Source organism: Mesorhizobium sp. B3-2-1, assembly GCF_006439515.1.
Taxonomy (GTDB): Bacteria; Pseudomonadota; Alphaproteobacteria; order Rhizobiales; family Rhizobiaceae; genus Mesorhizobium.
The window spans coordinates 37442-59515 of record NZ_VFTI01000008.1 but is presented as its reverse complement, the minus strand read 5'-3'; the positions used below and the strand labels follow the sequence as shown (position 1 = coordinate 59515).

Annotated in this window: 16 protein-coding genes; 15 read left to right on the top strand and 1 reads right to left on the bottom strand. The window is 64.0% G+C overall.

The window, feature by feature from the left end:
* Nucleotides 1-135: 135 nt before the first annotated feature.
* The 7 genes from FJW08_RS10670 to FJW08_RS10640 all read left to right on the top strand — a co-directional run bounded on the left by FJW08_RS10670 (nt 136) and on the right by FJW08_RS10640 (nt 8925).
* Nucleotides 136-1230, top strand: coding sequence for an ABC transporter ATP-binding protein (locus FJW08_RS10670; RefSeq protein WP_140810498.1), 1095 nt, complete (start codon nt 136-138; stop codon nt 1228-1230).
* On the top strand, nt 1230-2150 hold the full coding sequence (locus FJW08_RS10665) for an ABC transporter permease (protein WP_140755880.1): 921 nt from the start codon (nt 1230-1232) through the stop codon (nt 2148-2150). The genes FJW08_RS10670 and FJW08_RS10665 overlap by 1 nt, the downstream gene beginning before the upstream one ends.
* Nucleotides 2143-2943, top strand: coding sequence for an ABC transporter permease (locus FJW08_RS10660; protein WP_140755878.1), 801 nt, complete (start codon nt 2143-2145; stop codon nt 2941-2943). Before FJW08_RS10665 ends, FJW08_RS10660 begins: the two co-directional genes overlap by 8 nt.
* Nucleotides 2944-2965: 22 nt before the next feature.
* Nucleotides 2966-4000, top strand: a complete 1035-nt coding sequence (locus tag FJW08_RS10655) for an extracellular solute-binding protein (protein ID WP_140810497.1) — start codon at nt 2966-2968, stop codon at nt 3998-4000.
* A gap of 65 nt (nt 4001-4065) precedes the next feature.
* A complete protein-coding gene (locus FJW08_RS10650; protein ID WP_140810496.1) occupies nt 4066-5262 on the top strand; it encodes a serine hydrolase in 1197 nt (398 codons plus the stop codon).
* Between the two features lie 33 nt (nt 5263-5295).
* The gene (locus tag FJW08_RS10645) at nt 5296-6474 is read left to right on the top strand and encodes a serine hydrolase (protein WP_140810494.1); all 1179 of its coding nucleotides are present in this window, start codon (nt 5296-5298) and stop codon (nt 6472-6474) included.
* 126 nt (nt 6475-6600) lie between these two features.
* Entirely contained in the window at nt 6601-8925 is a 2325-nt protein-coding gene (locus tag FJW08_RS10640; protein WP_140810493.1) for a Tex family protein, read from the top strand.
* Here the strand turns inward: FJW08_RS10640 and FJW08_RS10635 are convergent, their stop codons facing one another.
* Nucleotides 8926-9837, bottom strand: coding sequence for a LysR family transcriptional regulator (locus FJW08_RS10635; RefSeq protein ID WP_140810492.1), 912 nt, complete (start codon nt 9835-9837; stop codon nt 8926-8928).
* Nucleotides 9838-9936: 99 nt separating this feature from the next.
* On the opposite strand from FJW08_RS10635, the gene FJW08_RS10630 reads away from it, so the two are divergent.
* From FJW08_RS10630 to FJW08_RS10595, 8 genes are all read left to right on the top strand, one after another.
* Nucleotides 9937-11133 (top strand): acyl-CoA dehydrogenase, encoded by a 1197-nt coding sequence (locus tag FJW08_RS10630; protein WP_140810490.1) that lies wholly within the window; start codon nt 9937-9939, stop codon nt 11131-11133.
* A gap of 115 nt (nt 11134-11248) precedes the next feature.
* Nucleotides 11249-14608: a transglutaminase family protein gene (locus tag FJW08_RS10625; protein WP_140810489.1), complete on the top strand. Its 3360-nt coding sequence runs from the start codon at nt 11249-11251 to the stop codon at nt 14606-14608.
* Between the two features lie 6 nt (nt 14609-14614).
* Nucleotides 14615-17026 (top strand): circularly permuted type 2 ATP-grasp protein, encoded by a 2412-nt coding sequence (locus tag FJW08_RS10620; RefSeq protein ID WP_140810488.1) that lies wholly within the window; start codon nt 14615-14617, stop codon nt 17024-17026.
* A gap of 12 nt (nt 17027-17038) precedes the next feature.
* Nucleotides 17039-17923, top strand: a complete 885-nt coding sequence (locus FJW08_RS10615; protein WP_140810487.1) for a transglutaminase family protein — start codon at nt 17039-17041, stop codon at nt 17921-17923.
* 142 nt (nt 17924-18065) lie between these two features.
* Nucleotides 18066-19004, top strand: coding sequence for a glycosyltransferase family A protein (locus FJW08_RS10610; RefSeq protein ID WP_140810485.1), 939 nt, complete (start codon nt 18066-18068; stop codon nt 19002-19004).
* 97 nt (nt 19005-19101) lie between these two features.
* The gene (locus tag FJW08_RS10605; protein ID WP_140810484.1) at nt 19102-20193 is read left to right on the top strand and encodes a DNA topoisomerase IB; all 1092 of its coding nucleotides are present in this window, start codon (nt 19102-19104) and stop codon (nt 20191-20193) included.
* 107 nt (nt 20194-20300) lie between these two features.
* Nucleotides 20301-20675, top strand: coding sequence for a YciI family protein (locus tag FJW08_RS10600; protein WP_140755856.1), 375 nt, complete (start codon nt 20301-20303; stop codon nt 20673-20675).
* Nucleotides 20672-21946, top strand: coding sequence for an RNA polymerase sigma factor (locus FJW08_RS10595; RefSeq protein WP_140755854.1), 1275 nt, complete (start codon nt 20672-20674; stop codon nt 21944-21946). Before FJW08_RS10600 ends, FJW08_RS10595 begins: the two co-directional genes overlap by 4 nt.
* Nucleotides 21947-22074: the final 128 nt, after the last annotated feature.

Sequence of the window (22074 nt, the reverse complement as noted above, 5' to 3'; positions counted from 1 at the left end):
GCATGAGGCTTGCTGGCTAAAAGACTGACTGAACTGTGATTCAATGCCGGGCTTGCCAACCTACCGGCCATGTGGTCACATCCAACAGGGGACAAGCTCCGCCAGCAAGAGCGGGGTCAACAGTGAGGCGTAATCGTGCCGGACAAACCGGATCGGAATGCGATTGAAGTAGTAAACGTCAGCAAAATTTTCGGATCGGGTGAGGGGCAGGTCGCTGCCCTCGACAAGGTCTCGGTATCCATCCGCGAGAACGAGTTCTTCACGCTGCTGGGACCGTCCGGCTGCGGCAAGACCACCTTGCTGCGGCTGATCGCCGGCTTCGACTTTCCAACCGCCGGCGAGATCCTGCTCTACGGCCAGGACATCGCGCCATTGCCGCCCTTCAAGCGGCCGGTCAACACCGTCTTCCAGTCCTACGCGCTGTTCCCGCATATGACGGTCGCGGACAATATCGGCTTTGGCCTGGAAATGCTGGGCAAGCCGAAGGGCGAGATCAAGGCGCGTGTCGCCGAGATGCTGAAGCTGGTCAAGATGGAAGCGCTGGCCGGCCGTCGCACCGGTCAGATTTCGGGTGGTCAGCAGCAGCGCGTGGCACTGGCCCGGGCACTCGCGCCGCAGCCGAAAGTGCTGTTGCTCGACGAACCGCTCTCGGCGCTCGACTACAAGCTGCGCAAGGAGATGCAGATCGAACTGAAGCGGCTGCAGAACGAGACCGGCATCACCTTCATCTTCGTCACCCATGACCAGGAAGAAGCGCTGACGATGTCGGACCGCATCGCGGTGATGTCGTCGGGCAAGATCCTGCAGGTCGGCTCGCCATGGGACATCTACGACAAGCCGGCGGAACGCTTCGTCGCCGACTTCATCGGCGAAACCAATTTCCTCACCGCCGCCATCTCAGGCGCCGGCAAGGGCAAGGCGCGCGCGACGCTCAAATCCGGTGCGATCATCGAGGCGACCGTCGCAGAAGGCTTCCAGCCGAAAGACAATGCTACCGTGGTGGTGAGGCCCGAGCATGCCAAGCTGACGAAGGACAAGGGCGACCTGTCGGGCACGGTCGAGAACATCGTCTATTTCGGCACCGACACGCATATCCACGTCCATCTCGACAGCGGCGAGGCCTTCACCGTGCGCCAGCAGAACACGCGCAGCGCCGGCTGCGGTTTCGACCGCGGCGACAAGGTCGGCATCATGATCGGCAACGACGCCGCGCAAGTGCTGAGGGACTGATGGCGACCGCGGAAGAAGTCGCCAAGGCAGCGGAACGGCGCGATGTCCGTGACCGCTGGCTTTTGTCAGCGCCCGCGCTGCTGGTCATTCTGTTTGCCGCGACCGGCCCGCTGCTGATCGTGCTGGTCTATTCGTTCCTCACCCCCGGCGCCTATGGCGACGTGAAATGGCAGTTCTCATCCGACGCCTGGACATCGGTCTTCCTGGAACGCGATATTTTCGACGACACGCTGTCGCTCGCGGCGGCGCACGTCACCATCGTCTGGCGCTCGATCAAGCTCGCGGTGGTGACGACGCTCGCCACCTTGGCGCTCGGTTTCCCGACGGCCTATTTCATGGCGACGCGCAGCGAAAAGACCAGGGATCTCTGGCTGTTCCTGATCACCATCCCGTTCTGGACGAACCTGTTGATCCGCACCTTCGCCGTGCTGCAGATCATTCGCAACGAAGGCATCGTCAACACGATCCTGCTCAAGCTCGGCATCGTCTCGGCACCGGTCCAGATCCTCTACACCGACACGGCGATCCTCATCGGCATGGCCTATGTCTACCTGCCGCTGATGGTGCTGCCGATCTATGCCAGCATGGAGAAGCTCGATTTTCGCCTCGTCGAGGCGGGCTATGATCTCTATGCGACACGCTTCAAGGTGCTGCGCAAGATCATCTTTCCGCTGGTCAAACCCGGCGTCATTGCCGGCTCGATCCTGGTTTTCATTCCGGCACTGGGCGCCTATGTGACGCCAAGCGTGCTTGGCGGCGGCAAGAACATGATGCTGTCCAACCTGATCGAGTTGCAGTTCGGACAGGGCCGCAACTGGCCGCTGGGCTCGGCGCTGTCGATCACGGTGATGATCATCGTCATGGTGGCGCTGCTTGCCTATGTGCGCAATGCCGGCAAGTCGGGGGTGCGGCATGGCTAGCAACTTCTCCATCAAGCACCAGCCGGGCTTCACCGCGATCGCGGCAACCTGTTTCATCGTGCTCTATCTGCCGATCTTCGTGCTGGTGATCTACGCCTTCAATGCGGCAAGCTCGACCTCGGAATGGGGCGGCTTTTCGCTGAAATGGTTCCAGTCGGCATACCAGAACACGCAGGTCATCGATGCGACGCTGCGCTCGTTCCAGATCGGCTCCATCGCGGCGGTGCTGTCGACCATTTTCGCTACCATGGCCGCGCTCGCCACCACGCGCACGGCGTCCTATCCCGGCCTGACCTTCAAATACGCGGCGATCAACCAGCCTCTGATGGTGCCCGAGATCGTCACCGGCGTGGCGCTGCTGATCTTCTTCTCGCGCATCAAGATCTTCACCGGCTACTCAGGCATCGGCTACCTGGTCGCCGCGCATACGGCGTTCTGCATTCCCTTTGCCTATCTGCCGATCCGGGCGCGGCTGGAGAATATGGACCTGACGCTGGAACGCGCCGCGGCCGACCTCTACGCGACGCCGTGGAAGACCTTCCGCCGGATCACGCTGCCGCTTTTGTGGCCCGGTATCCTGGCCGGGCTGATGCTGGCCTTCGTCATCTCGCTCGATGACGTCGTCATCACCGAATTCGTCAAATCGGGCGGCCAGGACACGCTGCCCACCTACATGCTCGGCCAGATCCGCCGCGGCATCACACCCGAGATCAACGCGATATCGACCGCCTTCCTGCTGCTTTCGGTCGCGATCGTCACGTTGTTTTTCTTCGTCAGCAGGAAACGAGACTGAACCTGAAATGGGAGTTAAAACCATGAACTGGAAGACAACAGCGAGCGCCATGGGGTTGGCGCTGCTCGCTTCGACGGGCATCGCCCGCGCCGATGGCGAACTGAACATCTACAATTGGGGCAACTACACCAGCCCCGACGTGATCAAGAAGTTCGAAGCCAAATACAACGTCAAGGTGACCATCACCGACTACGATTCCAACGACACCGCGCTGGCCAAGGTTCGCCAGGGCGGCACCGGCTTCGATATCGCGGTTCCGTCGCAAACCTACGTGCCGATCTGGATCAAGGAAGGTCTCGTGCTCGAGACTGATCCGGGCAAGATGGAGAACTTCAAGAACGTTGCGCCCGAATGGGCCAATCCCGACTTCGACCCAGGTCGCAAATATTCGGTGCCGTGGGCGCTGGGCACCGTCGGTGTCGTCGTCAACACCGACGTCTACAAGGGGCCGGCCGACAGCTGGGGCATCATCTTCAACACGCCGGACGAGCTCAAGGGCAAGGTCAACGTCGTTCCCGAGATGAATGACGTCATCTTCGCGGCGATCAAATATGTCGGTGGCCAGCAATGCACCGACGACAAGGCGGTTCTGAAGAAGGTGCGCGATACGCTTGTCGCGGCCAAGCCGAACTGGATCGCCATGGAATACAACACCATCGAAAAGATGGGCGCCGGCGACTTCAAGGCAACCAGCGACTGGAACGGGTCGGCTCTGCGTCAACGCCTGGCCAATCCGGCCATCCACTACAATTATCCGAAGGAAGGCTACGGCCTGTGGAGCGATAACGTTGTCGTTCTCAAGGAAGCCAAGAACGTCGAGAACGCCAAGCTGTTCCAGAACTTCATCATGGATCCGGAAAACGCGGCGGGCCTCTCTGCCTTCCACCGTTACGCCAACGCCATCACCGGCTCGGACAAGTATATGCCGGCGGACATGAAGGACGCGCCGGAAGTCGTGATTCCGGCCGCCGCGAAGCCACAAGGCGAATTCCAGAAAATGTGCGCCCCGGAAATCCAGGACATCTACACCAAGATCTGGACCGAACTGCAGAAGTAGTCAAAGACACAAGGGACCCGGCGGCACCCGCCGCCGGGTCTTTTCTTTTCCGGGAACGGCCTTTCATGGACTCCTATCGCAACAGCGATCCGCGGCCGCCAATCATGCAGGGCTCGCCGCCCGCCATGGTGCCGCCAAAGCTGGACTGGGACAGGCCGCCCTGGAACCGCTGGGCTTTCCAGCACATCAGGGAAATTCTGCCGACCGCCGAAGTCTGGCGCGGCACTGGTCACCGCCGCCGCCTCGAACGCGCCGAGGTCGATCTCGACGGGCTGGCTGTCGAGGACAGCGAGGGCAGGCCTTCGACACTCGCCGGCTTGCTCGACGAGACCTATACGGACGGCTTCCTGGTGCTCAAGGACGGCAGGATAGCCTATGAGCGCTATTTCAATGGCATGGACGAGCGCACGCTGCATCTGTCGCAGTCGATGGCGAAGTCCGTCACCGGCACGGTGTTCGGCATATTAGCCGGGCGCGGCCTGATCGATCCGGCCAGGCCGGTCACCGATTATTTGCCGGAACTCGGCGCCACCGGCTGGGCCGGCGCCAGCGTCCAGCATGTGCTTGATATGACCACCGGCGTGCGGTTCTCCGAGGAATACACCGACCGCTATTCCGACATCGGCCAGGTCGATGTCGCCACCGGCTGGAAGCCGGTGCCACCGGGCAGCGATCCGGCTTTCCGCTGGCCCTCTCACATGTTCGAGCTGATCCTGGGCTTGAAAGAGACCGTGCGCCCGCACGGCGCTCGGTTTGAATATCGCTCGATCGAGACGGACGTGCTCGCCTTCATCATGGAACGGGTGACCGGCAAGCGGCTGGCGCAGCTGGTTTCCGAGGAGCTCTGGCAAAAGCTCGGCGCGGATGAAAGCGCCTGCATCACCGTGGACAGCGCTGGCTATGCGCTGGCCGATGGCGGCTTCAACGCGACGCTGCGCGACTACGCCCGCTTTGGCCAGCTGATCCTCGACGATGGCGGTGGCATCGTGCCGGCCGACTGGATCGAGGCGACGCGCACTGGCAAGCATGGTCCGGATTTCTCCGCCAGCCTGCCCGATGGCAGCTATCGCAACCAGTTCTGGATCGAGAATTCCAGTTCGCGGGCACTGATGTGCCGTGGCGTGTTCGGACAGTTGATCCACATCGACTGGAACACAGGAATGGTGGTGGTGAAGCTGTCGACCTACCCGGATTTCAGCAACATGGCCTATTCCGTGGCAACGCTGAAGGCCGTGCACGGCATCGCTGCGGCGCTCGCCTAAACCTCAAGAAGAAAAAGACTGGAAGGAAACGCCATGACCGGCAAGACCGCGTTCGAGACACGATACGGATTCCGCCGTAACGAGGTGCTGCTCGGCAACTGGCGCACGGGCCCGTTCAACCGGTGGTCGTTCCAGAATCTCGGCGAACTGGTGCCAACCGCCCGCGTGACGGCGCCGGCCGGTGTCGAGGCACCGATGCGAGACCTCAGTGGCTTGCTCGGCGAGAAGGTCACGGTCGCGAGCGCACCGGAGACGATGGCTGAATTCCTCCTGCGCTCCAGCACCGACGCGCTGACGGTGATGAAGGGCGGCAAGATCGTTGGCGACTGGTTCGCGCCGCATATGGATTTCGGCGCGCGCCACATCATCTTCTCGATCAGCAAGTCGGTGACCGCGATCATCGCCGGCATACTGGAAGGCGAGCGGGTGTTCGACCCCAAGGCGCCGGTGACGCAATACATCCCCGAAGCCGCCGACTCAGCCTATGGCGATGCGAGCGTCCGGCATATGCTCGACATGAGCGTCAGCCTCGATTTCGAGGAGGCCTATCTCGATCCGGAAAGCGCCTTCGCCCGCTATCGCCGCGCGACGCTGTGGAATCCCGGCGGCGGCACCGAAAGCCTGCGCGAATTCATCCTGACCCTGCAGCGGCTTGCCGAGCCGCATGGCCAGACCTTCCGCTACCGCTCGCCCAATTCCGACCTGCTCGGCCTTCTCTTGGAACGCGCGTCAGGGCAGCGCTTCTGCGACTTGATGCGCGAAAAACTGTGGCTGCCGCTTGGCGCCGTCAGCGAGGCCTCCGTCGGCGTCGACATGGAAGGCACGGCACGCACCGCCGGCGGCATTTCGGTGACGCCGCGTGACCTGGCGCGCATCGGCGACATGATGCGGCAGGGCGGCACGGCCAATGGCCGCCGCATCGTTCCCGAGGCCTGGGTGCGCGACACCACCAGCACTGGCGGCAATTCCGAGGCTTGGCAGCGCGGTGCCATGCTGCCGCTGTTCCCGAAAGGCCGCTACCGCAACAAATGGTATCAGACCGGCTTCGAAAATGGCGCCTATTGCGGCATCGGCATCCATGGCCAGTGGCTTTACGTCGATCCCAGGACCGAAGTGGTGATCGCCAAGATGTCGTCGCAGCCGGAGCCGGTCGACGATCCGCTCGATATCGAGATCGTCGCGTTTTTCGAGGCGCTGAGCCGGATGGTCTGACCAGCCCGGACGATCCAATCGTCCGCGCTTTCCTGTGGACCTCCGCCGCCGTTGAAAACGTCGCGGTTGGCGGACTGAACGTGTGCGCCTATGGTCGCCGCTCTTTTCGACGAGAGTGGGAACGACATGGCATCCGACATCAAGCGCATCGCAGCCATCATCGCAGCCGAAATCAAGGCGCGGCCCGAACAGGCGGCCGCGGCGATCGGACTGCTCGATGAAGGGGCGACCGTGCCGTTCGTGGCACGCTACCGCAAGGAGGTGACAGGCGGGCTGGACGATACGCAGCTGCGCGACCTTGCCGAGCGTCTTGTTTATCTGCGCGAGCTCGACGCCCGCCGCGACACCATCCTGGGCTCGATCCGCGAGCAGGGCAAGCTGACGCCAGACCTGGAAGCCAAGATCGGGGCGGCGGCCACCAAGGCGGAGCTTGAAGACATATACCTGCCGTACAAGCCGAAGCGCCGCACCAAGGCCGAGATCGCCAGGGAGCGCGGGCTGGGGCCGCTGGCCGAAGCCATTCTCAACAACCGTTCGTTGGTGCCGGCGGAAGTCGCGCTCGCCTATGTCACCGAAGAGGTGGCCGACACCAAGGCCGCGCTCGAAGGCGTGCGCGATATCCTGTCGGAGCAGTTCGCCGAAAATGCCGATCTGGTCGGTAAGCTGCGCAGCTACATGAAGGAGCGCGCCTTCCTGCGCGCCAGGGTGGTCGACGGCAAGCAGGAGGCCGGCGCGAAATTCTCGGACTACTTCGATCATGTCGAGCGTTGGTCCACGGCGCCAAGCCACCGCGCGCTGGCCATGCTGCGCGGACGCAACGAGGAGGTGCTGTCGCTCGATATCGAGGTCGACGCGGATGACACCTCGCCGGTGAAGCCGGTCGAGCGGATGATCGCCAACGCTTACGCCATCGGCGGCAGCCTGCCGGGCGACCGCTGGCTGATGGAGGTCGCCGGCTGGACCTGGCGGATCAAGCTTTCCCTGCACCTGACGCTCGATCTGATGCGCGACCTGCGCGAGCGGGCCGAGGAAGAGGCGATCCATGTCTTCGCCCGCAACCTGAAGGATTTGCTGCTCGCGGCTCCCGCCGGCTCGCGGCCGACGATGGGCCTCGATCCAGGCATCCGAACCGGCGTCAAGGTCGCGGTGGTCGACGGCACCGGCAAGCTGGTGGCAACGACGACGGTCTATCCGTTTCCGCCGCGCAACGATGTGCGCGGCACGCAGGCCGAGCTTGCCGCGCTGATCCGCCAGCATAAGGTCGAGCTGATCTCGATCGGCAACGGCACCGGCAGCCGCGAAACGGAGAAGCTGGTGGCCGACATGCTGTCGGACATGCCCGCGGGGGCAGGCCCGAAGCCGCTCAAGGTGATCGTCAGCGAGGCGGGTGCCTCGGTCTATTCGGCGTCGGCGACGGCGGCGGCCGAGTTTCCCGGCCTCGACGTGTCGCTGCGCGGCGCGGTGTCGATCGCGCGGCGGCTGCAGGATCCGCTGGCCGAACTGGTCAAGATCGAGCCGAAGTCGATCGGTGTCGGCCAGTACCAGCACGATGTCGACCAGTACCGGCTCGGCCGCTCGCTGGAGGCTGTCGTCGAGGACGCCGTCAACGCGGTCGGCGTCGATCTCAACACCGCCTCGGCGCCCTTGCTGGCGCGCGTTTCGGGCCTCGGCGCGTCGCTCGCCGAAGCCATCGTCGCGCATCGCGATGCGACCGGCCCGTTCGCCAGCCGCAAGGATCTGCTGAAGGTGGCACGGCTTGGGCCGCGTGCGTTCGAACAGTCCGCCGGATTCCTGCGCATTGCCAATGGCAGCGAGCCGCTCGATGCCTCGTCGGTGCATCCGGAAGCCTATGGCGTGGCCAAGAAGATCGTCGCCGCATGCGGCCGCGATGTCCGCGCGCTGATGGGCGACAGTGCCGCGCTGAAGGCGCTCGACCCGCGCGTCTTCGTCGACGAGCGTTTCGGCCTGCCGACGGTGCGCGACATTCTTGCCGAGCTGGAAAAGCCAGGCCGCGACCCGCGCCCCGGCTTCAAGACGGCGACCTTCGCCGACGGCATCGACGACATCAAGGATCTGAAGCCCGGCATGCTGCTGGAAGGCACCGTCACCAACGTCGCGGCGTTTGGCGCGTTCGTCGATATCGGCGTGCACCAGGACGGGCTGGTGCATGTCTCGCAACTGGCCGACCGTTTCATCAAGGACGCGCATGAGGTGGTCAAGGCCGGCGACGTGGTGAAGGTGCGCGTCGTCGATGTAGACATCAAGCGCAAGCGCATCGCACTCTCCATGCGCAAGGATGCCGGCGAGGGCGGCGCATCGAAGGGCGGACCGCGCGACAATGGCGGCGGCCGGCCGGCGCCACGCTCGCCGGCGCCGCACCGCCAGCCGGAGCGGCCGGCACAGCAAGGTGCGTTCGGCGCGGCGCTGGCGGATGCGCTGAAGCGGAAGTAGCTACCATGCCAGAACGGCCGGCTCCTTCTCAAGTTGCCCCAGCAGCCAGTCTCGAAAACTGGCAACCGGCGGATAGCCGCGCTTGTCGTGGGGAACGACGAGGTAATAGGCGCTGCGGCTTTGCATCGGCTGGCCGGGCGCTGGCACAAGCTGGCCGCGCTGTAATTCACCCTCGATGAGGAGCAGCGGCAACAGCGCCACGCCGAGCCCCGCCATGCAGGCCTGGGCGGCCGTGCCGAACTGTTCGAACTGCATGCCTGGTCCGGTCGGCGCGTTCAGCCCCTGATTTTCGAACCATTCCGTCCATGCGCCGGGGCGGGTCGTCATGTGCAGCAGCGGCAAAAGACCGATGTCGGCCGGCGTGGCGATGGCGCGGCCGGCGAGGAATTCCGGCGACACCACCGGCGCCACGGTTTCGCGCACCAGAAGCGTCGAGTGGGCTTCCGGCCAGTCCGGCAAGCCGTAGTGGATGGCCGCGTCCAGCCTCTCCCTGGCGAAGTCGAAGCGGCCGACGCGGGTTACGAAGTTGATGGTGATGTCGGGATTGCTTTCGACGAAATTGGGGATCATCGGCATCAGCCAGCGCGTGCCGAAGGTCGGCAAAATGGCCAGGTTCAGGATACCGCTATGTCGATTGCTCATCAATCCGAGCGCTGCGTCGCGCAATTGGCCAAGTGCCGAGCGTACCGCCTCGGCATAGATTTCGCCTGCCGTCGACAGGCGGACGTTGCGGCTGTCGCGCTCGAACAATCGGCGGCCGAACTGATCCTCCAATAGCCTGATCTGCCGGCTGACAGCGCCCTGGGTCAAGTCAAGCTCCTGCGCGGCGGCGGTGAAGGACCCAAGCCGGGCCACCGCCTCGAAGGCAGCGAGGGCGCTGATGTTGGGCAAAAGTCGGCGCTGAACACTCATGATCCATTCCTAACGCTCATTGATCCGTGAAGCAATTTCGTTTGATTTTTTCAGGCCACGGGCCGATAAGCCGGGCTTCACCCTTGTGAGGATCAAGCCATGGCCGCCGACAAGAATGCATTCGTCTGGGAAGACCCGTTCCTGATCGAGGACCAGCTTTCGGAAGACGAGCGCATGGTGCGCGACGGCGCGGCGGCCTTTGCCGCCGACAAGCTCGCGCCGCGCATCGAGGAGGCCTATCTCAACGAGACTTTCGACACTGCGATCTTCCGCGAGATGGGCGAGGCCGGCCTGCTCGGCATCAACATTCCGGAGGAGTTCGGTGGCCTCGGCGCCAACTATGTCACCTACGGGCTGGTGGCGCGGGAAGTCGAACGCGTCGATTCCGGCTATCGCTCGATGATGTCGGTGCAGTCATCGCTGGTGATGTATCCGATCCATGCCTATGGCTCGGATGAGCAGCGCAAGAAGTACCTGCCGAAGCTCGCCAGCGGCGAATGGATCGGCTGTTTCGGTCTGACCGAGCCGGATGCCGGCTCCGACCCCGGCGGCATGAAGACGCGCGCGGAAAAGACCGCCAGCGGCTACAAGCTGACCGGCTCCAAGATGTGGATTTCCAACGCCCCGGTCGCCGACATATTCGTCGTCTGGGCGAAGTTGAAGGGCGAGAACGGCAAGGACGAGATCCGCGGTTTCGTGCTGGAGAAAGGCATGAAGGGGCTGTCGGCGCCGAAGATCGGCGGCAAGCTGTCGCTGCGGGCGTCGATCACCGGTGAAGTGGTGATGGAAGGCGTCGAAGTCGGCGAGGACGCATTGCTGCCCAACGCCAAGGGCCTCGGTGGACCGTTCGGTTGCCTCAACCGGGCCCGCTACGGCATCTCCTGGGGCTCGATGGGTGCGGCGGAAGATTGCTGGCATCGCGCTCGGCAGTATGGCCTCGACCGCAAGCAGTTCGGCAAGCCGTTGGCCGGCACCCAGCTTTACCAGAAGAAGCTCGCCGACATGCAGACGGAGATCGCTTTGGGGCTGCAGGCTTCGTTGCGCGTCGGGCGCCTGCTCGACGAGGGCAAGATGGCGCCGGAAATGATCTCGATCGTCAAGCGCAACAATTGCGGCAAAGCGCTCGACATCGCCCGCCAGGCCCGCGACATGCATGGCGGCAACGGCATCCAGATCGGCTACCACGTCATGCGCCACGCGCAGAATCTGGAGACCGTCAACACCTATGAGGGCACGCATGACGTGCACGCGCTGATCCTGGGAAGGGCGCAGACGGGGATACAGGCGTTCTTTTGAGCGACTTTAAGCCGGCAACGGGTTCTTTAATTTAGGTGCACCGCAACATCCGCTTGGAGAATGGCGGCCAGATGTGTCAGGGTTCGGCAAGCTAAACGCCGATCTATGGGGCCCCATGGCAATTCTGGCAGCCGTCTACCACCTGACCCACTACAAATACGACCGGCCGGTGATTCTGGGTCCCCAGGTGATCAGGCTTCAGCCCGCACCGCATTCCCGCACCAAGGTGTTGAGCCATTCGCTGAAGGTCGAGCCGGCGAACCACTTCGTCAATCTGCAGCAGGACCCCTACGGCAATTTCCTCGCCCGTTTCGTCTTTCCCGAGCCGGTGACGGAACTGAAGATCGAGGTCGACCTCGTCGCCGATATGACCGTCTACAATCCGTTCGACTTCTTCGTCGAGCCGTCGGCCGAGGCGTTCCCGTTCGATTATCCCGAAGAAATCAGGGATGATCTCGCCATCTACCGGACACCGGAGCCGGCGGGGCCGCTTCTCTCGGCTTTCCTGGAATCCGTCGATCGCAGCGCGCCCAACACGGTCAATTTCCTCGTCGACCTCAATGCGCGTCTGCAGCGCGAGATCGCCTATATCGTGCGCATGGAGACCGGCGTCTTCTCACCGGAGGAAACGCTGGCGGCGGCCAAGGGCTCCTGCCGGGATTCGAGCTGGCTGCTGGTGCAGATCCTGCGCAATCTCGGCATCGCCGCGCGCTTCGTCTCGGGCTATCTGATCCAGCTCAAGCCCGACCTTGTCGCGCTCGATGGGCCGGCCGGCACATCGGTCGATTTCACCGACCTGCATGCCTGGTGCGAGGTCTATCTTCCCGGTGCCGGCTGGATCGGTTTCGACCCGACCTCCGGTCTGCTCACCGGCGAGAGCCATGTTCCGCTGGCCGCCACGCCGCATTTCCGCAATGCGGCACCCATTTCGGGCATGGCGAGCTTTGCCAATGTCGAGTTCGGCTTCGCGATGCGGGTCGACCGCATCGCCGAGCATCCGCGCATCACCAAGCCGTTCTCGGATGAAAGCTGGCAGGCGCTCGACGCACTCGGCAACAAGGTCGATGCCGCGCTCGCGGCCGGGGATGTGCGGTTGACCATGGGCGGCGAGCCGACCTTCGTATCGATCGACGATTTCGAGGCCGCCGAGTGGAACACCGCCGCCGTCGGCCCGACCAAGCGTGAAAAGGCCGACGCGCTGATCCGCCGCCTGCGCGAGCGTTTCGCGCCCGGCGGCTTTCTGCACTACGGCCAGGGCAAATGGTATCCCGGTGAAAGCCTGCCGCGCTGGACCTTCTCGCTCTTTTGGCGCGCCGACGGCGAGCCGGTGTGGAGCGACCCGTCGCTGATCGCGCGGGAGAAAAGCTCGGCTGATGTCGGGCCGAAACAGGCCGAAAGCCTGCTGACGGCGATCGCCGGCGAACTGGGCATCGACACATCCATGGTCAGCGAAGCCTATGAGGACCCAGCCGAATGGCTGCTCAAGGAAGGCAAGCTGCCCGAGAATGTCGACCCGTCCAACTCCAAGCTGGAAGATCCGGAAGAACGCAGCCGCATGGCGAAAGTGTTCGAGCGCGGGCTGACCAAGCCGTCCGGCTATGTGCTGCCGGTGCAGCGCTGGAACAGCCAGGCGTCCGATCCGCGCTGGCGCTCGGAAAAATGGAAGACGCGGCGCGGCCGGCTGTTCCTGGTGCCGGGCGATTCCCCGGTCGGCTATCGTCTGCCGCTGGGCACGCTGCCCTACGTGCCGCCGGCGCAGTTCCCCTACATCGTGCCTGTCGATCCGTCGCTGCCACGTGGCCCGCTGCCCGTGCGGGAAGCGATCTTGCCGACGGCCGCGCCAGCCGAACTGGAAGGTGCCGACGAAATGGCCCGTCGCCAGCAGGCCGTGTCGTTCACGGCGGCGACCGGCCAGCAGGAGCGGGTCGAGCAGGAGATCACCGAGATCGGCGGCGCGGTGCGCACGGCGCTTTCGGTCGAACCGCGTGACGGAAGGCTGTGCGTTTTCATGCCGCCGGTCGAGGCGCTGGAAGACTATCTCGAACTCGTCGCCGCTGCCGAGAACGCGGCAAAGGCGATTGGCCTTCCCGTGCATATCGAGGGCTACGGCCCGCCGCAGGATCCTCGCCTCAACGTCATCCGCGTGGCACCCGATCCCGGCGTAATCGAGGTCAACATCCATCCCGCCTCGAATTGGCAGGATTGCGTGGCGACGACGACGGCGATCTATGACGAGGCGCGGCAGACGCGGCTTGGCGCCGACAAGTTCATGATCGACGGCCGCCACACCGGTACCGGCGGCGGCAACCATGTCGTGGTCGGCGGCGCCACACCTAATGACAGCCCGTTCCTGCGCCGGCCCGATCTGTTGAAAAGCCTGGTGCTGCAATGGCAGCGGCGTCCCTCGCTGTCCTACTTGTTCTCCGGCCTGTTCATCGGTCCGACCAGCCAGGCACCGCGCTTCGACGAGGCGCGGCACGATTCGCTCTACGAGCTCGAGATCGCGATGGCGCAGGTGCCGCATCCCGACCAAGGGGCCGCACCCTTGCCGTGGCTGGTCGACCGCCTGTTTCGCAATCTGTTGACCGATGTCACCGGCAATACGCATCGCTCGGAAATCTGCATCGACAAGCTGTTTTCCCCGGATGGTCCAACCGGCCGGCTTGGCCTTGTCGAATTCCGTGGATTCGAGATGCCACCCAATGCGCGCATGTCTCTCGCGCAGCAATTGCTGGTGCGGGCCATCATCGCACGCGCCTGGAAGAACCCGCTCGACGGACGCTTCGCGCGCTGGGGCACCTCGCTGCATGACCGCTTCATGCTGCCGTACTATGTCTGGGCTGACTTTCTCGATGTGCTCGACGACCTCAAGCTCAATGGTTTCGAGTTCCGGCCCGAATGGTTCGACGCCCAGCTCGAATTCCGCTTTCCCTTCTGCGGCCAAGTCCAGCATGCCGGCATCAAGCTGGAGCTCAGGCAGGCACTGGAACCATGGCATGTGATGGGCGAGCAAGGCGCGATCGGCGGCACCGTGCGTTTCGTCGATTCCTCGGTCGAACGGCTGCAGGTCAGGACCGAAGGCCTCAATCCGGAGCGCCATGCGATCGTCTGCAACGGCCGCATCGTGCCGATGAAGGTGACCGACAACCGGGAGGTCGCGGTGGCGGGCGTGCGCTTCAAGGCCTGGCAGCCGGCCTCGGGCCTGCATCCGGCCCTTCCGGTCAACACGCCGCTGGTGTTCGACATCTACGACCGCTGGTCCGACCGGGCAGTAGGTGGCTGCGTCTACCATGTCGCGCATCCCGGTGGGCGCAGCTACGACACCTTCCCGGTCAACGGCAACGAGGCCGAGGCACGGCGGCTCGCCCGCTTCGAACCGCGCGGCCATACCCCGTCCGGCTATGTGTTGCGCGAGGAACAGCCGGGGGAAGATTTCCCGATGACCCTTGACCTCAGGCGTCCACCAAGACTGTGATCTGACATGGCAAAGGGGAATCACAAAAGGGTACGCGGCAAGCCGCAGGCCCATAGCCTGCTGGAGCGCTACCAGCCGATCGACGGCGTCGTCGACGAGATGGTCGACGCGTCGGGCAATCCCCGCCCGGTCTGGAAGCATTTTGTCGAGGCGCTGGACGAACTCGGGGCCGAAAAGCTCGGCCAGCGTTTCGCCCGCGCCGACCAGTATCTGCGCGATGCCGGTGTCTACTACCGCGTCTACGACAAGGCGGGCGCCAACGAGCGCGAATGGCCGCTGGCGCACATCCCTGTGCTCATCGAGGACAGCGAGTGGCAGACGATCAGCGCCGGCCTGGTGCAGCGCGCCGACCTGTTCGAGGAAATTGTCGCCGATATCCATGGGCAGAACCGGCTGGTCGAAAAAGGCATCCTGCCGGCAGGGCTGATCGCGGCGAGCCCCGAATATTTGCGGCCCGTGGTCGGCACCAGGCCGGCCGGAGGGCATTTCCTGCATTTCTGCGCCTTCGAACTCGGCCGAGGCCCGGATGGCCGCTGGTGGGTGTTGGGCGACCGCACCCAAGCGCCTTCGGGCGCCGGTTTCGCGCTGGAGAACCGTGTCGCCACCACGCGCGCTTTGTCCGACATCTATGGCGAGATGCATGTGCACCGGCTCGCCGGCTTCTTCCGTCGCTTCCGCGATGCGCTGATCGGCATGGCAAAGGAGAGCGACGGCCGCGTCGCCATCTTGACGCCGGGACCGCTCAACGAAACCTACTATGAACACGCCTATATCGCCCGCTACCTCGGCATCATGCTGCTCGAAGGCGAGGATCTGACCGTTTCCGGCGGCAGGCTGATGGTGCGCACCGTGTCGGGCCTGATGCCGATCAGCGTGCTGTGGCGGCGGCTCGACGCCGCCTTCGCCGATCCGCTCGAACTGCGCGCGGATTCGCAGATCGGCACGCCGGGCCTGGTCGAAGCGATCCGGCAAGGAACGGTGTCCACCGTCAATGCGCTTGGCTCCGGCCTGATGGAGACGCGTGCGCTGCTTGCCTTCCTGCCTAAGATCGCGCGTGAATTGTGGGGCGAGGAGCTGCTTTTGCCCAGTGTGGCGACATGGTGGTGCGGGCAGGAGACGGAGCGCGCCCATGTGCTCGCCAATATCGACCGGATGGTGGTCGGCCCGGCGCTGTCGACAAGACTTGCCTTCGAGGATGACGGACAGACAAAGCTCGGCTCGGCGCTATCGGCCGGGGAACGGGCGGAGCTGGTGGCGCGCATCGAACGCGATGGCGAGGCCTTCGTCGGCCAGGAAGCGGTGACACTTTCGACGACACCCGTCTATGTCGGAGGCTGGCTGGAACCGCGGCCGGCAAGCTTGCGCGTCTATCTGGCGCGCACGCTCGAGGGATGGACTGTGATGCCGGGCGGTTTCGCCCGAGTCGGCATGTCGCTCGACCCGACGGCGATGGCCATGCAGCGCGGCGGCCAGGCGGCTGATGTCTGGGTGGTCAGCGACAGGCCGGTCGAGCGCGAGACGCTGCTGCCGCAGGAGGGCGACAGCTTCAACCGCACCAAGCCGGGTAGCCTGCCCAGCCGCGCGGCGGAAAACCTGACCTGGCTTGGCCGCTACATCGAACGCTCGGAAGACACCGTGCGCATCCTGCGCGCCTATCATGTGCGGCTCGCCGAAACATCCGATCCCGACATGCCTCTGCTGGCAGATATCAGGGACTATCTCGAACCGCTCGGCATCGATGTCGAAACGGCGATCCCATCGGGATTGATCGGCATGCTCGACAGCGCCGTCTACAGCGCCGGCCAGATCCGCGATCGTTTCTCGCCGGATGGCTGGCTGGCGCTCAAGGATCTGTCGAAGACGATCCATCGGTTCGCCACCACCGTGGCGCCCGGCGACGACGCGACGCGGGCCATGACCGTCATTCTGCGCAAGCTTGCGGGATTCTCGGGCCTGCTGCATGAGAACATGTACCGTTTCGCCGGCTGGCGCTTCCTCGAGATCGGCCGGCGGCTGGAGCGCGGCATCCAGATCGCCAGAACGCTGGCCCGACTGACCGGTGGCACGGCGCCGGATGGCGCGCTGGACATGATGCTGGAGATCGGCGACAGCGTCATGACCCATCGCCGGCAATATCCGGTGCAGGCCGGCCGGCGCACGGTGATCGATCTCCTGGCGCTCGATCCGCTCAATCCACGCTCCATCCTGTTCCAATTGGAACGGCTGAAAGCCGAGATAGGACTGTTGCCGGCGACCGGCGGCGAGGGGCACATGTCGGCGGCGGCCAAGGAGATCCTGCAGCTCAACACCGCCATCGCCATCAAGGAGCCGGCTGACATGACGACGAAGGCGTTGAACGAACTCGCCAGCGAAATCGGCGGCCTCTACAACAGCCTCGCCAGAGCCTATTTCGGCTAGAAAGCAATGGCCATGCTGTACGACATCCGGCTTCTGCTCCATTACGACTACGCCGCCGCTGCCGGCGGTGGCCGGCATCAGGTGCGGGTGCTGCCGCCGACCATTGGCGACGTGCAGCGTGTCATCGCCGCTTCGCTTTCCTTTGAGCCGGCGCCCAATGAACGATCCGACTTCACCGATTTTTTCCGCAACAACGTCACCTCGATCGCGTTTCGCGACGCGCATGAAGCGCTCGACATAAGGATGAGCGCGCGCGTATCGGTGTCGCGGCCAGAGCCTGGGCTCGACGTGTCGCCCGATATTGGCCGGCTCAGGCAGGAACTGGCCGCCGTGCGGTCGCTGGCACCGGCATCGCCGCATCACTTCTTGGTGGCAAGCGGTCATGCCGGAATGGATGCGGCGATCACCGCCTATGCGCAAGACAGCATCGGTGGCTCGACCGCAGGCACGGCGATGAGCCTCTGCAAGCGCATCCACCATGATTTCACCTATGATGGCGAAGCGACCACGGTGCGAACCCGGGCCAGCGATGCCTTCCGGCTGAAGCGGGGCGTCTGCCAGGATTTCTCCCACATCATGATCGCCGGGCTACGCGGTCTCGGCATTCCGGCCGGCTATGTCAGCGGCTTCCTGCGCACCATTCCGCCCAAGGGCAAGCCCCGGCTGGAAGGTGCGGATGCCATGCATGCCTGGGTCAAGGTCTGGTGTGGACGCGATGCCGGCTGGCAGGAGTTCGACCCGACCAACGGCATGCGGGCCTCCAACGACCATATCACCGTCGGTTACGGGCGCGACTATTCGGATGTGGCGCCCATCGTCGGTGTGTTGAAGACGACCGGCGGACAGGTCGGGGAGCAGGCTGTCGACGTCATCCCGGTGGTGCTCGAAAAGGCGTGAAAACGGGGACATGCCTACTTTTGCCCGGCATGGATAGACAAAACGTCTTCTCAAACCTGAACGTGGCAGCTACTCTGTCTTCGTTTTGTTGAAGGAGACAATAGGTGTATTCTTAAAGCGCACGGGGCGGGTGCTGTGTAATTTGAAAACGGTTAGCGTAATTATTCCCGCGCACAATGCGGCAGCAACTATCGCGACGACGTTGGCGTCACTCCGCGGCGAAGCCGAGGTCATCGGCGAGGTCCTTCTGGTGGACGATGGATCCACTGATGATACTGTCGCCGATGCGCAGCAGGCGGCCGCTCGACTTTTGCTCCCGTTGCGCGTGTTGGCAGCCAGTTGCCGCGATGCCGGCGGTGCCCGTAACGTGGCGCTGGCGGAAGCACGCCATCCTTGGGTGTATCTGATCGACGCCGACGACCTGCATCTTCGGGGCGGGTTGGGCGCGTTGCTGCGGCAGGCGGAGACCCAGCCGAAAGCCGACATGATCGTTGGCGCCTACCGGCGACGGGTGAGTGGCCAGGACCGGCAGATCAAGGTGCCGAACGGCTATCAGGCTGCGTGCCTGGCAAACGCTTCGGCCTATGTGAAGGGCGATATACGTTCGGTCGCTGTGGGCAGTGTGCTGGCATCCCGGCACCTGATCGGGGAGACGCGGTTTCCAGTCGGGCTGGCCTATGACGAGGACACGCTGTTCTGGGCGCGGCTGATGAGCAAAGCATCGCTGGCAATGATTCAGCAGCCCGTCATGATCTATGAGGTCTCGCCGGAACGATCCGACGATCGTTTCGCGATCAACCCGGTGCGGCGCTTCCTGGAGTGGCGCCGGCAACTGCGCACCCTGGCCGACTGCGACATCCCGCTCTCGGCGCTCAAGACCAGGGAGGGCCTTGTCGCGCTCAAGATCGCTCGTGTCCATTATGCACGGGGCGACCTGAACATGGCGGCGCGCTTTCTCGCAATAGCCTCGGCGGCGCCGAAGCGGCGCTCGGAAGCTTGGCGCTGCCTGCGCTACAAATTCAAGCTCGCGGCGCGTCGCCGGCTGTCCTTTCCGATCACTCAGATGCGAAGCGCATTGTAGGCCTTGCCGACGCGAGCGGGATAGCCTGCTTTCCAGACGGGTGTGGAACCAGCCGTCAGCCCGCAGCTTATCTACGCGTATTTCGTGTGGAGCTTACATGCTGCAGAGAACCGGATCGTCGCATAGCCGATTGGCCGATGGGGATAGCATACCCAAGAATGGAGCACAGGTTCCCGCCAGGGATACCGCGCTGACCTATGTCAGCGATGCCGAGCCCGGTATCCGCCGGCTGAAGGCTGGCAAGGGATTTGCCTACAAGGGACCGGGCGGGAAAGCGGTCTCCGATGCCGCCAGGGCGCGCATCGCGGCGATCGTCATCCCGCCGGCCTGGACCGATGTCTGGATTTCGCCCGATCCGAATGGACATATCCAGGCGACCGGGAGGGATCAGCGGGGGCGCAAGCAGTATCGCTATCATCCACAATGGGCCGAGGAGCGCGACGGTGCCAAATATTCGAGCCTCGTCGCTTTCGCCGAAAGCCTGCCGGACCTTCGGCGCAGAATCGACAGCGATTTGCGCCGTCACGGCCTCCCGCTCGAACGCGTGGTCGCCGCAGTGGTCTGGCTGCTCGACAACACGATGATCCGCGTCGGCAACGCGGCCTATGCACGCGACAACAAGAGCTTCGGCCTGACGACATTGCGGGACCGGCATGTCGACATCAAGGGGTCGAGCCTGCGCTTCGCCTTCAAGGGCAAGTCCGGCAAGGAATGGAGATTGAAGCTGATCGACCGCCGCATCGCCGGGATCGTTCGGAGCGCGCAGGACCTGCCGGGCCAGAAACTGTTCCAGTATCTCGACGAGGGAGACGATAGACGCCCGGTCCGCTCCGACGACGTCAACCGCTACATCCGGGACGCCGCCGGCGACGCGTTCAGTTCGAAGCATTTTCGCACATGGGGCGGCACCATCCACGCCGCGTCGCTGTTTGCGCAGACCGAACTGCCTGAAAGCCAAGCACGGCAAAAGCGGGTCATGAACGACGTCATCGACAAGGTGGCCGCACGGCTGGGCAATACGCGTGCGGTCTGCCGCAAATGCTATATCCACCCGCAGGTTTTCGAGGCCTGGTCGCAGGGACGGCTGCTTGCCGAAATGGCGGAAGCCAACAAGCGCAAGCGGTCCATAAACGGTCTCGATGAGGAGGAAGCGCTCGTGCTGAGATGGCTAAAAACACACGAAAGCTAACTCGGGCGACGGACGAACACCAAATCCACGGCTGCCGGATTTTTTTATCGACGCCGTGTCGGGATCGGTCATACTGTTTCGTCCTTTGATACAGAAAAGGACCGATCATGCTTTACGCCATCCTCTGCTACGCCTCCGAAGATGTCGTCTGCTCCTGGAGCAAGGAACAGGACGACAAGGTCATGGCCGACCTCCTCGGCGTTCAGGAGAAGTATGCCAACGCCGGCCGGCTTGGGCCCGTGGCGCGGCTTTTGCCGACAACAGCGGCAACGACGCTGCGAAAAGTGAAAGGCGAATCGCTGGTCATCGACGGGCCGTTCGCCGAAACCAAGGAACAGTTCCTCGGCTTCTACACGCTCGATTGCGCCGATCTCGACGAGGCCGTCGAATTCGCCCGCGAGCTTTCCGAGGTCAACCCGAGCGGCGGTTCCTATGAGATCCGGCCGGTATCGGTGTTCCTTCCGACCAGGATTCCAGCATGACTGAACTCGCCTGGATAAGCTCCGCGATCAGCGCTGCCCGCCCGCAGGCGATGGGCGCGCTGCTGCGCTATTTTCGCGATCTTGACACTGCGGAGGAAGCTTTCCAGGACGCCTGCCTCAGGGCAATCAAGAACTGGCCGCAAAACGGACCGCCGCGCGATCCGGCGGCCTGGCTGATCTTTGTCGGCCGCAACAGCGGCATCGATGCGGTGCGCAAGCGCGCCAAGCAGGCGCCGATGCCGGAGGAGGACCAGATCTCAGATCTGGAAGATGCCGAGAGCGACATCGCCGAGCGGCTCGACGGCGCGCATTACCGCGACGACATACTGCGGCTGCTGTTCATCTGCTGTCACCCTGATTTGCCCGCAACGCAGCAGATCGCAGTGGCGCTGCGCGTGGTCTCCGGCCTCACCGTCAAGCAGATCGCGCGCGCCTTCCTGGTCGGCGAGAGCGCCATGGAGCAGCGTATCACCCGTGCCAAGGCGCGCATCGCGGACGCCGGCGTGCCGTTCGAGACGCCGGGCGCGGTCGAGCGCTCCGAACGGCTCGCGGCGGTCGCGTCCATGGTCTACCTGATCTTCAACGAGGGATACTCGACCAACAGCGGCGAGGCGCCGGCCCGCGCGCCGCTCTGCGAAGAGGCGATCCGGCTGGCCCGGCTGCTGCTCAGACTTTTCCAGACCGAGCCGGAGATCATGGGGCTGACGGCATTGCTTCTGCTGCAGCATGCGCGCGCACCGGCTCGTTTCGACGGCGATGGCGAGATCGTGCTGCTCGAGGACCAGGACCGGAGCCTATGGAGTCGCAAGATGATCGACGAAGGGCTGGCGCTGGTCGACAAGGCCCTGCGCCACCGCAAGCCCGGTCCTTACCAGGTGCAGGCGGCTATCGCAGCGCTCCATGCGCGAGCGGAGAAGGCCGAGGACACGGACTGGGTGGAGATCGACCTGCTCTACGGCCTGCTCGAACAGATGCAGCCGTCGCCGGTCATCACGCTCAACCGTGCGGTCGCGGTCGCCAAGGTGCGCGGACCGGAAGCGGCGCTGGCGATGATCGAGCCGCTCGAACAGAGACTGTCTGGCTATTTCCATTTCTTCGGTCTCAAGGGCGGGCTCTTGATGCAACTCGACCGGGGCGAGGAGGCGCGCATCGCCTTCGACCGCGCCATTGCGCTCGCCAACACGGCGGCGGAAGCAGCCCATATCCGCATGCATATCGACCGTCTGATCAAGGACGGTGCCGTGCGCGCGCCGGCGAAAAAGGCAAACTGAGCGCGCTCTGTCCGGTCGGCTCAAGAGTCGCCTGGCTCAATCGTGCAGCTTGGGCTTGGACCATGCCGGGGTGGCGATTTTCCCCTGAAACAGGTAATGGCACGCCATGATAGCCCCTTCCAGCCGCG